General features: G+C 39.9%; 10 protein-coding genes. 4 read left to right on the forward strand and 6 right to left on the reverse strand.

All coding sequences use genetic code 11. From position 1 onward, the window contains the following. Positions 1–271: 271 nt before the first annotated feature. The 3 genes from ACZ427_RS01080 to xylA all read right to left on the reverse strand — a co-directional run bounded on the left by ACZ427_RS01080 (position 272) and on the right by xylA (position 4,958). Entirely contained in the window at positions 272–1,879 is a 1,608-nt protein-coding gene (locus ACZ427_RS01080; RefSeq protein WP_461178631.1) for a glycoside hydrolase family 43 protein, read from the reverse strand. Between the two features lie 119 nt (positions 1,880–1,998). After that, the gene (locus ACZ427_RS01085; protein WP_461178632.1) at positions 1,999–3,414 is read right to left on the reverse strand and encodes an MFS transporter; all 1,416 of its coding nucleotides are present in this window, start codon (positions 3,412–3,414) and stop codon (positions 1,999–2,001) included. Positions 3,415–3,632: 218 nt separating this feature from the next. Continuing rightward, positions 3,633–4,958, reverse strand: a complete 1,326-nt coding sequence (gene xylA, locus ACZ427_RS01090) for a xylose isomerase (RefSeq protein WP_461178633.1) — start codon at positions 4,956–4,958, stop codon at positions 3,633–3,635. A 262-nt stretch (positions 4,959–5,220) separates the two neighbouring features. Between xylA and ACZ427_RS01095 the strand changes: the two genes are divergently transcribed. Next, positions 5,221–6,417, forward strand: coding sequence for an ROK family transcriptional regulator (locus ACZ427_RS01095; RefSeq protein WP_461178634.1), 1,197 nt, complete (start codon positions 5,221–5,223; stop codon positions 6,415–6,417). 78 nt (positions 6,418–6,495) lie between these two features. On the opposite strand, the gene ACZ427_RS01100 is transcribed toward ACZ427_RS01095, so the two are convergent. From ACZ427_RS01100 to ACZ427_RS01110, 3 genes are all read right to left on the reverse strand, one after another. Continuing rightward, positions 6,496–7,365, reverse strand: coding sequence for an MBL fold metallo-hydrolase (locus tag ACZ427_RS01100; protein WP_461178635.1), 870 nt, complete (start codon positions 7,363–7,365; stop codon positions 6,496–6,498). A gap of 211 nt (positions 7,366–7,576) precedes the next feature. Next, entirely contained in the window at positions 7,577–8,962 is a 1,386-nt protein-coding gene (locus ACZ427_RS01105; RefSeq protein WP_461178636.1) for an amidase, read from the reverse strand. Continuing rightward, a complete protein-coding gene (locus tag ACZ427_RS01110) occupies positions 8,959–9,144 on the reverse strand; it encodes a hypothetical protein (protein ID WP_461178637.1) in 186 nt (61 codons plus the stop codon). The genes ACZ427_RS01105 and ACZ427_RS01110 overlap by 4 nt, the downstream gene beginning before the upstream one ends. A gap of 238 nt (positions 9,145–9,382) precedes the next feature. Between ACZ427_RS01110 and ACZ427_RS01115 the strand changes: the two genes are divergently transcribed. The 3 genes from ACZ427_RS01115 (at position 9,383) to ACZ427_RS01125 (ending at position 12,565) form a co-directional block, all read left to right on the forward strand. Further along, positions 9,383–11,449, forward strand: coding sequence for a catalase (locus tag ACZ427_RS01115; protein WP_461178638.1), 2,067 nt, complete (start codon positions 9,383–9,385; stop codon positions 11,447–11,449). A 371-nt stretch (positions 11,450–11,820) separates the two neighbouring features. Next, a complete protein-coding gene (locus tag ACZ427_RS01120) occupies positions 11,821–12,006 on the forward strand; it encodes a hypothetical protein (RefSeq protein ID WP_461178639.1) in 186 nt (61 codons plus the stop codon). Between the two features lie 349 nt (positions 12,007–12,355). Beyond that, positions 12,356–12,565 (forward strand): hypothetical protein, encoded by a 210-nt coding sequence (locus ACZ427_RS01125; protein ID WP_461178640.1) that lies wholly within the window; start codon positions 12,356–12,358, stop codon positions 12,563–12,565. The last annotated feature ends 158 nt before the right edge of the window (positions 12,566–12,723 follow it).

Here is a 12,723-nt window from a genome sequence, read left to right on the forward strand (position 1 = left end):
TATTAGCACTCATTTTGTAAAGGATGAGAGGAAGCACTGTTAGGCTACGTCGCTCTTTATCTTTTTTTCGTCAAAAACAACAAGGTTTTCGGTGGAACGAGTAACCGCAGCCCCAATTTTTTAGAGAACAGCCTTCTGGTAAATTAGCTGTTTTCATCATAAGAGGCTGGCGGCATGGCCTTAGCCGTCATGCACGTTTCATAACTGCAAAAAAAACACATGGACTTCCAATTGAAGTCCATGTGTTTTTCTTTTCTGTAAAGGATAAGGATTATTTTTCCTTATAAACAAAGTAATCAAAATCGGCAGGAAGGTTTCGACCGGATGTATCCTGGCTCTGCATTCCTACAAATGCTCCTGTAAAGAATCCGCCGCCGCGAATATAATCATCGGATAGTTTATGAGAATATAATTCTACAGGTACTTCCGTCCAGTTTTCGCCATCAAACGAGTAGGAATACTGGTAACTATTTGTCTTCACGTCAACCCGCAAATGAACATATTCCACGTTTTCAGGAATGACGATTTCTTGTCCTTGAAGCGGTTGATCAAATGTAAAGTTATCACAGGTTGTCAGGTCCAAGATTCTGCCTTTTTCTTCATTCCAGGTAACCTGAAGTGCCGTCCAGTTTTCTGTATTGTAATAATTGACCAAACCGGCAGCCTGCTGGAAGGATTCCGGTTGGAAGGAAACCTTTGTTTCGGCAGTAAAATTAAAATGCTGCCAGCGCCTTGCGACATAGGCTTGCGTGAATTTTGATGTTAATGATTCTTTTCCATATAGACGTAAATGTCCAGGGTTATCGGAAAGTGACATTATATCTTCACCTAACGGGATACGCAGTGATTGAAAATGATGATTTAATGTAGGTTTATTAAAGTCATCTTTTTCATCAAAATCTTTCTCCCATGTCACTTCCTCAATGTCTGGCCCTTCTATTTCAAGTGATGGTTCATTGCCATCGACAATATATGGCCAATCATTTTTCCACTCCATTCGCTGGATGGCGGTTTCTCTTCCAAGCGGGCAGTAACCTCTATGATCCAGAAGAGGTTGACCTTCCTTAGGTAGTGGGCGTCCTGTTAGATGTACGAAAAACCATTCATTTGTCTGTGTCTGGACAAAGGATCCATGTCCTGCTTTTTGCAGTGGGTTCCTTGGATTTGGCCAGGATGTAATTAATGGATTATCAGGATGTACTTCATAAGGACCTCTTAGATTTTTGGACCGTGCAATCGTGGATGCATGTTCGTATTTAGTGCCACCTTCAGCTGTTAAAAGATAATAATATCCGTTAAGACGATAGATATGAGGAGCCTCTGTCAATTTTATATCCGTTCCCTTAAAGATAACTTCGGGTTTTCCAACGAGCTTTTGTTCTTCAGCACTATACTCCTGTAGTACGATACCATAAAAACTATGGTTCCCGACGCGATTATCCCATAACATATTAGCTAAATATTTCCGTCCATCTTCATCATGGAAGAGGGAAGGGTCAAATCCGGAACTGTTTAAGTAAACAGGATCCGACCATTCGCCATCGATCGTGTCACACGTTGCGAGATAATTATGGGAATCCTTCCACTCTCCATCGACCACTTTTACATCGGAATAAATCAGCCAAAACTTTCCATCACTATAAGAGAGCTGAGGTGCCCAAACACCACCTGAATCAGGGTTTCCCTTCATGTTTAATTGGCTTAATCGATTGAGTGGTCGTGAAACCAATCGCCAGTTTTTTAGATCCTTAGAATGATAGATGCCAACTCCAGGAAACCACTCAAACGTAGAAACTGCAATGTAGTAATCTTCACCAGCACGGCAAATACTAGGATCCGGATGAAATCCAGTCAAGATAGGGTTTTGAATTGTTGTCATAATAAATTCCCTCCATTAAATAGTTATCTTCATTATAATAAACTTTCCTAAAGCGTTTTCCTTTTTAGCAGCTATGGTAGTATAAAATATCCTTACTACATAAGTTCTTTCTATCAAATCTAATCCTTCATCACATGTTTGTTACGGAATTCTCCAACGTTCCCTTTTTGAATTTCTTCTCGAATTTTGGGAATGAATTTTTCATAATTTAATGCGGCTACTGTAATAAACATGAGAACAACCATTGCTAATGGGAAGTAGATAAGCATCGTTTTCATTGCTAGCGTTGCACCATCTGGCTGAATGGATGCCCCGGCAATATAACCACCAATTGAAAGAGACCATCCTACAATAGCAGATTGCACGCCTGAACCAATCTTCATACCAGCACTGGTTAAGCTGAATACAGAACCTTGCACCGGGACGCCTGATTTCCAATATACCAAATCCCCAACATCAGCAACAATGGCACTGAGAGCAGCTTGTAATGGCACTAAACCTACAGCATTTACAGCTAGTCCGATGACCAGCATGGTTAAGTTTTCAGGGAAGATGATCATGATGGCATAAGCAATGATGGAAATAATCAAGCCAGCATTTACACTTTTTTTAACCCCGTACTTACCAGCAATCTTAGGAGCGAAGAATAAACCAATAATCATTGGTAACAATGCTGCCATACTCAATAATCCCATAACATCCGGGTTGTCAAAAATGTATGTTGCATAGAAAACCCTTATCCCATTTTCTGTTTGCCTCAGGTACCATAATAGATACAAGACAAGCGCTAAAATAAAGTATTTATCCGTAAATAACACTTTTAAAATGGGTACAAAAGAAGTTTTTTGATTTTCATTTACCTTTTTCGCAACATTTCTTTCCTTCGTGAACCAGCCAGTTGCCATTAATGGGAGAGCACATAATAACCCATAGATCGCAGCAGTAATTGTCCAGCCCTGTTGTCCGCCACCAAAACCATCAACTAAAAACGTTGTAAATGTTGTGATGGATAAGACGGCTATGTTTGCAAAAATAAAGCGAATACTTCCTAAGGCTACACGGTCTTCTTTATCATTTGTCATAAAAGAAGTGAGTGATGAATACGCAACATTATTAGCTGTATAAAATACAGTTGAAATAAGGAAGTAAATCGAAAATACATAAACAACCTTCCCTGTTTGGCCGAACCAATCAGGTACATTAAATAACATAAACGTTAATATCCCTAAGATTGGTGCAGTCCAGAACACCCATGGTTTGGCTTTCCCCATTTTTGCCTTTGTATTGTCAATGATTGTCCCCATGAATAAATCTGAAAATCCATCTGTTACACGTGCAAGTAAAATAATAGTACCAATAACCCCTGCAGCAATACCAACTGTGTCAGTCATATAAATTGTGATAAATGAAGCAATAAAGGTCCAGCTATAATTCGCTCCAAAATCCCCTAAACCAAATGTGAGCTTCTCACGCATCTTTAATTTTGGTGTTTTTGAAGTGTCATTTTCGCTCGGTTGCGGGTTTTCAATTTCCATATATCTCACTCCCGTTCAAAGAAATGAATGGACCGGTAAAGCGCTTTCTTCTCAAATAAATAATGTGAATAATAATGTGTTAGATGAACAGGTAAGCAAGGAGCCTATACCTGTTCATCTACATTAATTCTTTAGAGGCGCAACGTCTTGGTCAGACAATTCTTTGATATATTTGAATAATCGTTGAAAAGATTTACCGTTTTTCCTTGTTACACTGCTTACATATCAGCATAAGCTCTTAAAATATACTGATTAATCGTTGCTTTCAATCGTTCCAATTTGCCGGATTGATTTTTAATTTCGGAAAGCCCTAATGCATGCTTCTCAAGATTTTGGAAATTGGTTTTTCCTTCAACAATATCTAGACCAATTCCATTTGTATAACTTTGATAGCGATCTTCTACAACGTTTTCTAATACTTTATCATCCAATAATTTCTGGGCGACTTTTAATCCTGCTGCAAAGCTGTCCATTCCAGCGATATGTGCATGGAATAGATCTTCCGTTTCAAATGATCCTCTACGCACTTTTGCATCAAAATTAAGTCCGCCACGACCAAGACCGCCGTTTTTTAATATTTCATACATGGCGAGTGTAGCTGTATATAAATCCGTTGGGAATTCATCCGTATCCCATCCCAAAAGCGGATGCCCCTGGTTGGCGTCAACGGAACCAAGCATATTATTTGCACGGGCATAGTGAAGTTCGTGCTCAAATGTATGCCCTGCAAGTGTGGCATGATTTGCTTCAATATTGAATTTGAAGTGATCCTGGAGATCATAATTTTGCAGGAAAGCAAATCCTGTCGCTACATCAAAATCATATTGATGGGTTGTTGGCTCTTTCGGTTTTGGTTCAATTAGGAATTGTGCATCAAAACCAATTTCTTTTGCATAATCAACCGCCATATGAAAGAAACGGCCCAGGTTATCCATTTCCAGTTTCATATCTGTATTCAGCAGTGTTTCGTAACCTTCACGTCCACCCCAGAATACATAGTTTTCAGCGCCTAATTCTTTACCGACTTCCAATCCTTTTTTCACTTTTGCCGCAGCATAAGCGAATACATCCGCATTATTGGAAGATGCTGCACCATGTATGAAACGTGGATGTGTAAAGTTATTCGCCGTATTCCAAAGTAATTTAGTCTTACTATCTTTCATGTATTCTTTGATCATGGAAACAATAGTGTCTAAGTTTTTATTCGTTTCTCTTAAATTACTTCCTTCAGGTGCAATGTCAATATCATGAAAACAGAAATATGGAACACCTAGTTTTTCAAAGAATTCAAATGCGGCTTCAACACGTGCTTTGGCTAAATCCATCCCGGAAAACTTGTCCCATGGGCGAATCGCAGTACCGGTTCCAAATGGATCGGATAAATCCTCTGTAAATGTATGCCAGTAAGCGACGCCATACCGCAAAATTTCCTCCATTGTTTTATCGCCAATTTTTTCTTCAGGATTGTAGAATTTGAAAGCGTATGGATTTGTTGACGTTGGTCCCTCATATTTAATCGTGGGTACGTTTGCAAAATAACTCATGATGTAAATCTCCTTTTATATAGAATTTGATTTATAGATAAACTTTGTTTAACTGTTAAATTAAGTTTAATACTGAATGCAATCGTTGTCAATGTTAATATTTTAAGTGATAAGCAAAATTGGGTATGGATTTATAATGAATTTATTCATATAATTAAATTAGGACTTTATTTAATGAATAAACAATTAAAGGGAAGTAAGTGAATACAAATACTTCTTTATGATAGAATCTTATTTAAAATAATTGTAAGGGGGGAAGAGAATGAGATCATTACGAACTGGTAGTCAAAACCTTGTCAAACAAATGAATAAATCGATTGTATTTAACACGATAAAAAATACAGGACCTGTGTCTCGCGCACAAATCTCCAAAGAAACCGGATTAAACAAAGCAACGGTTTCCACCATGGCCTCTGAACTAATAGCTGATTCATTCGTCCACGATATCGGTGAAGGAAAATCAAGTGGAGGAAGAAAGCCTGTGATGCTTTATTTTAATAATCATGCTGGTTATTCGATTGGAATAGATTTAGGTGTCAACTATATATTGGGGATTCTTACCGATTTGAGTGGGAATATGGTTGAAAAAACATTAAGTAAGCTTGAAACAACAGAATTTGATGTGGTCATTGAGCAGATGAAATCTATCATCGAATGGCTTATACATAAAGCCCCAAAAAGCCCTTATGGTATGGTTGGCATAGGTATTGGTGTCCCAGCACAAGTCGATCAATATGGTAGCATTTTGTTCGCACCGAACCTGAAGTGGTCCAATATAAATTTAAAAAATTACATAGAGGATGCATTTCATATCCCGACAAAAATCGAAAATGAGGCCAATGCTGGTGCACATGGCGAGCAATTATATGGAGCGGGGAGAAATGCCATCAATCAGGTGTATATCAGCATAGGTGTAGGGATTGGAACAGGAATTATTATCAATAATAAACTGTACAAAGGTTCATCGGGCATATCCGGGGAAATGGGGCATTTTACCATTGATTCGAATGGGAGAAAATGTTCCTGTGGCAGCCGTGGATGTTGGGAATTATACGCTTCTGAAAGTGCACTTTTAGAAGAAGCGATGGAATTGAAGATCGCAGAGCATAATCAATCGATGGATTTAGATACGCTTCTGGCAGAAGCACAAAGAGGCAATCCGGAAGTATTAAAACTATTACATACACTTGGTGAGAATATCGGGTTTGGAATTACCAATATCATTAATACATTTAATCCGGATGTTATTATCATCGGGAATCGTATTGCCCAATTTGAAAATTGGATTTACAACCCGATTGAGCGCATCCTTGATAAACGACTTTCTGCTAATCACAAAGCGAATACAGAAATCCGTTTTTCCGTTCTAGAAAACGAGTCTACTGCCTTTGGAGCAAACTCTTTCGCTATATCAGACTTCTTATTAAACAATCAAATAGATGAGGACAGATTTAGGTGAAGTGGGGGTTATATGATGAAGGGTCTGTAGGTAGGCTTGTTGCTAAAGATTAGCAACAAGCCAATTTTTTTGAATAAGTCAGTGTTTCGGGTTCACAAAACGGCCATAATCCGGAATTGCTATGGTGTCAAAGTGATTGACCAGCCTTTCCAAACCATCAGAAAGTTCTTTGCCGGACACTGGTTCCCCATGACCGGTTACCGCAACTGCAGGTTTTAAAGCTTCAAGTTTTTCAACGGACTCTCTTGCCGCGTCCCAGTCAGTAGTCAAATACCTTGGCGGACCATTAATTTCCATAACTTGAGTTATCACCTTATATAATGATTCCTGCTTTACCGTGACAAATGCATCCCCAGCAATGAGTGCGCGGTCTTCATCCCTGAACAACGATATATGGCCGGGTGCATGTCCAGGTGTGTGGATCCAGCGCCAGCCAGGCATATCGGGAATGCTTCCATCAGAAGGAAGTGTTTCAACATTGTTTCCTAAATCAACTGGTTCGTTTGGAAACAGCGGCGACATTTTAGCCACAAGTCCGCCTTCAACGGACCCATCCGGCTCCGGATAACTTTGTTGTCCTGTTAGAAAAGGCAGTTCAGCCTTGTGCGCATATACTGGAACTTGCCATTTATTAATTAAATCAACCACCGCTCCCACATGGTCAAAGTGACCGTGTGTCAGAACAATTGCTTTTGGTTTACTGTTTTCACCAAACCGGTTTTTAGCAGCATCAAGAATGACGTCGGCTGATTCCGGCATGCCTGTATCAACTAACACCCATTCATCCGTATTCTCAGGGTTACCGATAAAGATCACATTGGCAATCTGATTGGTATAACAGTAAATGTCAGGCATTACCTCTTGCCCCTTACCGCTTGAAAAAGATGTCATCGGCATGTATTTATTTTCCATACTATCTTTCATGCCATCATGCATGTCTTTTTCCATAAGCAACACACCTTTCGTTATTGCGTTTTAGTTGATGGAACAGACGTGTAGTTGAACATTTGATTGACAGCTGTTGCAGTTCCATTTTAAACAACATTGTTGGTTCGTCTTTATTATGGGGAGTGATTGCTCAATATATGTACCTTTATATTAATTTTGAAGCAAGCTAATCAGACCAGGCCAAACTTAAAAGGCATGCGCATCTTATGCATCACGCCCTTATGCTTAATGGTTGTGTATTTTCCCATGTATTACCGAGCTGCAGCAGGCTTTTCTCGGAAAGATGTTTGCCGATGAATTGCATACCGACAGGAAGTCCTTTGGAGCATAAACCCATTGGTACGGATAAGCCTGGTGTACCTGTTAAATTAACGGGAGAGGTAAATGGTAAACAGCGTCTTATCACCTCTAAGTTTTGATTGACCCAATCCTCAGCGTACGCCGGTGTTGTCATAGGTATCGTCGGACCAAGGAGTACATCGACATCCTCAAAGGCTTTATCAAATGCTTTCACCATCATTCTCCGGGCTTGCTGGGCTCTGACGTATTGGGGGGTATTCGTCAATGTACCGGATAGAAAGAAAGTCCGGATATCCGTAGAATAATCCTCTGAATGCGTCTTGAGCCATTCATAATGGAAATTAGACGCTTCTCCAGTGACAATAGCATAGCCTGAAAATGTTGATAGCGTTAATTCGGGAATCGCAATTTCTTTTATATCTGCCCCTAAATGCTGGAGTGTTTTGATAGCATGTTGGAAGAGTTTTGCGACATCGCGATCTAATCCATCGAGATAGTAAGCCGGAACACCGATTTTTATCCCATTGATTCCCTGATGGAGATGTTCCGTGTAATTTGGTACGGGTGCTTTAAGGCTTGCAGGATCGTTAGAATCAAAGCCTGCGATGTATTGAAGCATCACAGCCAAATCTGTAACGGAACGTGCCATGGGACCGGCTGTATCTAATGACATCGCTGTAGGGAAAACACCATGCGTACTCGTGAGCCCATAAGTCGTTTTTAACCCGTAAACACCACACATGGCAGCAGGTAAGCGAATCGAACCGAATGTATCTGTTCCAGTAGCAAGTGTTGCCATCCCGGCTGCCAACGAAGCGGTACCGCCGCCACTTGAACCGCCTGGCATGTATTGGGTGTTCCATGGGTTTCGGGTTGTGCCAAAGAACGGATTTGTTCCGGTTGATCCGGCGGCAAGTTCGTGCATGTTTTGTTTTCCTAACATAATTGCCCCTGCTCCCAACAGTTTTTGGACCGTTGTAGCCGTTTCTTCCGGAATAAAATCTGCAAAAAGTTTTGAACCGACTGTCGTTCGTATTCCTTTTGTTTTGTAATTATCTTTGATACCGATTGGAATCCCGTGGAGAGGTCCATAATACGTACCGCGCATGATGGTATCCTCTGCTTCTTTTGCTTGCTGGAGGGCTAATTCAGGAAGGGGAGTAATATACGTATAAAGCATTGGATCAATCGTATTTATGCGGTTTAATGTATGTTTTGTCAATTCTACAGGAGATAGCTGGCGCGATTTTATTAATGGTGCAAGCTCAGAGGCAGTTAAAAAAGATATGTCAGTCATAACATTAACTCCTTATCAACAATTGTAATCGGCACTTGCTGATGTAGATGAGGAAATGCATGGAGAGAGGTCTGTGCCTGATTTATCGTGTGACATATGGTTTGAATATAGGGGATGTCTTTTTCGTAGACAGGAAAACCTTGTAAATACAATCCATGTCTTATAAAGTTTGCATCATTCATCTGCCTTACCTCCTCTGTGGTGTGTTAACTACTATATGAAATGGGCGGGGGTTTGTGCAGGGAGGCATTAGAAATTATTGCTGTTCCATTTCTTGTTCTACGCCTGTTCCCTCTGCTAAAAAGAGCCTGCTGAGACAGATAAGTTATTTCGCCAAACAAATGAAACGTTCTAGCCTCAGAAAAAATGCATACCTATTTTAAGTGTGGAAAAAAATTAAATGTCAGGGTGGGTGATTACATGGATAATAAGTCATCTTCAGAAAACAATCGGCGGCCAAATGACAAGAATGCTAAAAATGAACAACTGGATCAATACCGTGTACAAAATACAGGAAAGCCAATGACAACACAGGAAGGGAAAAAAAGATCACAAGATCAAGACCAATTAAAAGCCGGTGTGCGCGGACCTTCGTTACGTCAAGATTACGAGTTCTTTGAAAAAATGTCGCATTTTGGCCATGAAGAAATACCGGAAAGAGTGGTTCATGCAAGAGGTTACAGTGCGCATGGGGAGTTTGAATGTTATCAGTCCATGAAACATGTGACAAAAGCGGGATTCTTACAGGAAGCGGGAAAAAAGACGCCATTAACTGTGCGTTTTTCTACTGTTCAGGGGGCTAAAGGTTCCTATGATACGGCAAGGGATTTACGTTGTCAGGGTGTAAAGTTGTATACGGAAGAAGGAAATGTTGATCTGACAACGATTGCAATGCCTGTATTAATTAATCAAGACGCGATGAAGTTTCCAGATGCGATGCATGCATACCAATCCAAACAGGATAATGATATACCAACAGCTTCTGGTGCACACGACCTTTTTTGGGATTATGTAGCCAATAACCACGAAGCACTTCATATGGTGCAGTGGATCATGTCCGATCGCGGCATTTTAAGAAGCTATCGAATGATGGAATCATGGTCAATCAATACGTACCTGTTTGTTAACGAACAAGGTGTAGCAACCTTTGTGAGGTATGTTTGGAAGCCTGTTCTTGGTGTCCATTCCCTGCTTCAGGATGAGGCACTGAAAATCGGCGGGCTTGATCCAGACTTCCACCGGCGGGATCTCAGGGAAGCGATTGACCTTGGTGTTTTTCCTGAATATGAGTTAGGTGTCCAGCTGATTGCGATGGAAGATGAATTTAAATACGACTTTGATGTGCTCGATCCTGCAAAATTTTGGCCAGAAGAGCTCATCCCTGTTCAAATGATTGGTAAGATGACATTAAATCGAAACATTGATAATTACTTTACGGAATCGGAACAAGTAGCGTTTAACCCTGCAAATGTCGTTCCGGGAATTGATTTTTCCAATGATCCTGTCTTGCAGGGGAGATTAATGGCATATAGAGATACACAACAACATCGGCTTGGCAGCGCCAATTATGTTGAATTACCAATTAACAAGCCAATCTGCCCGTTTCATAATAATCAGCGACGAGGTTATATGAGGCAGCGAATCGATGTTGATCAGGTAAACTATCATAGAAATTCACTGGCGAATAACACGCCATACACGGTGCCCCCGGAAGAAGGCGGCTATGAAAGTTATCCGGAGAAAGTAGAAGGCTACAAAATTAGAGCCCGAAGTGATTCGTTCAAGGATTACTTTTCACAGCCGAGAATCTTTTGGAATAGCATGGTACCTATTGAAAAGCAACACACGATTGAGGCGTTCAGCTATCAACTCGGAAAAGTAGAAAGCGAATCGGTGCGGCAGCAAAACGTCAATTTGCTGGTTAACGTGGATAAGGAAATGGCATGCATCATTGCTGATAATATTGGTGTCGATCGCCCAAGTGGATCAAATGTTCCTATTTCAACAAGTTACCCTTCACTTAGCCAGTACAATACACCCAAATATGCATCTACACAAAAAGTAGGTGTACTGATTGGCAATGGTTTTAACGGGGAAGAGGTAACCAGTGTGCTTAACATATTGCAGCAATACGGGGTTTTTATTAAAATTGTCAGTGATCAACTTGGCACGGTTACAGGAGCAGATGGTATGAAAATCAAAGTTGATGACACATTTCTTACAACAAGCCCTTATCTTTTTGACTCTCTTTATGTCGTTGGCGGCAGTTCAAGGAATCAGGCAAAATTCAATCAGGACCTGAAGAATTTCGTACATGTAGCATATACACATTATAAACCAATTGGGGTTGCTTCATCAGGAGAAGCTTATGTTCAAGCATCAACAAACAATAACTTAGCTGGTGTCGTTTTTGCAACAAATCACCCCAACTTCGGAAAAGAATTTGTGACCGCCATCGCCCAACAACGTTTTTGGGACAGAAAATAGGATATACATAAATCCCCCTATGATCAAGACAGATGGGGGATTTATATAATTTTGAAATGGTCTTTTTTTTCTTCTTTCATTCTTCGTCAATGTTTCTTTTCTACAATGATGTCTTCTGTACTTTTCGTGAAAAGCTCAACACGAACTCTTCAAACTGTCTTCCACTTGAAGTGTCCTACCAAGTTTGCCTGTCGGATTCTCATTCACAAATCTAAAAATGGAACAAGAAGGTATAGTTGGTAATTATAAACGAAATAATTCAGGTTTTTTTCTTCAAAGCGGGCCATAATATGTTGTGGCGGAATTTAAATAAATGAAGATCAATAAACCGTTAATTTTTCGCCTTATAAAAAAACGAGGAGGGTCTATTAATGGGCAATAACCGCGACAACCGTGATGAGCGCAACAACCGCAACAATGACAATCAGGAAATAAACAATGTAGAGTTTGGTAACGAGAATGAGTTTATCGGTGATTTAGACAATAATAACAATAGAAACAATAACAACGAAAACAACAACAGAAAAAGAAACAATAGGAACAACAATAATCGTTAAAGAATGTAAGAACGTATATCATGAATGATTATTCATGATATACGTTTTTTTGACACTTTTTTATAATAAAACGAAGGATTAAATGATCATGTTTTAATAGGGAACAGATCCTGTGTGGGTCTGTCTATTTTTGGCTGAACATTCAACATCTCTATTTCCTCAGTATACGTTTTCTTATCCAAATTTTGTGTCATATTAATACATGATACTCGACCACGAACTGACAATTAATTTATTGCCCGGGAAATATCGACATATTTTCCAGGAGAAAAGCTTGGCAAGAATCCTATTTTTAAATTAGTAGTTATGAAAATACTCGCGGGAGAGCAAGTGATTAAAGCAACCGGAGATGAATATACCTATTGCTCAGAATAACGGGGATAATGAATCACTGCTGATGGAGATCGCAATCAATAAAGCTGGAAATGGAAGCCCAAACACCAGCAATTATTTACTGGTGGCATTGTTATTAATACTCGTTGATCTGGTTGTGATTTATGTTAGAAAGAAACAAGCATGGGATTTGATATTCGTAGTTTATTGTAAAATGGACGGTTAAAGGAGGGGACAGTATCATTGTTGTCTCCTTTTCATATTCCACGGGTAGGAAAATAAAATCGCTATGTTAATGCGTCCACGCTTCCTGAGTATTTTCCCTGCAAATTTCTCCAGTCTATGCCATCATGAATCTATGAACAAACGTGGAAGGGAGATGGC

It is taken from the genome of Virgibacillus ainsalahensis (assembly GCF_055380755.1).

Coding starts and splice junctions, on each gene's coding strand:
- ACZ427_RS01080 (WP_461178631.1), bottom strand. CDS start 1,879: ATGACAACAATTCAAAACCCTATCTTGACTGGATTTCATCCGGATCCT.
- ACZ427_RS01085 (WP_461178632.1), bottom strand. CDS start 3,414: ATGGAAATTGAAAACCCGCAACCGAGCGAAAATGACACTTCAAAAACA.
- xylA (WP_461178633.1), bottom strand. CDS start 4,958: ATGAGTTATTTTGCAAACGTACCCACGATTAAATATGAGGGACCAACG.
- ACZ427_RS01095 (WP_461178634.1), top strand. CDS start 5,221: ATGAGATCATTACGAACTGGTAGTCAAAACCTTGTCAAACAAATGAAT.
- ACZ427_RS01100 (WP_461178635.1), bottom strand. CDS start 7,365: ATGGAAAAAGACATGCATGATGGCATGAAAGATAGTATGGAAAATAAA.
- ACZ427_RS01105 (WP_461178636.1), bottom strand. CDS start 8,962: ATGACTGACATATCTTTTTTAACTGCCTCTGAGCTTGCACCATTAATA.
- ACZ427_RS01110 (WP_461178637.1), bottom strand. CDS start 9,144: ATGAATGATGCAAACTTTATAAGACATGGATTGTATTTACAAGGTTTT.
- ACZ427_RS01115 (WP_461178638.1), top strand. CDS start 9,383: ATGGATAATAAGTCATCTTCAGAAAACAATCGGCGGCCAAATGACAAG.
- ACZ427_RS01120 (WP_461178639.1), top strand. CDS start 11,821: ATGGGCAATAACCGCGACAACCGTGATGAGCGCAACAACCGCAACAAT.
- ACZ427_RS01125 (WP_461178640.1), top strand. CDS start 12,356: ATGAATATACCTATTGCTCAGAATAACGGGGATAATGAATCACTGCTG.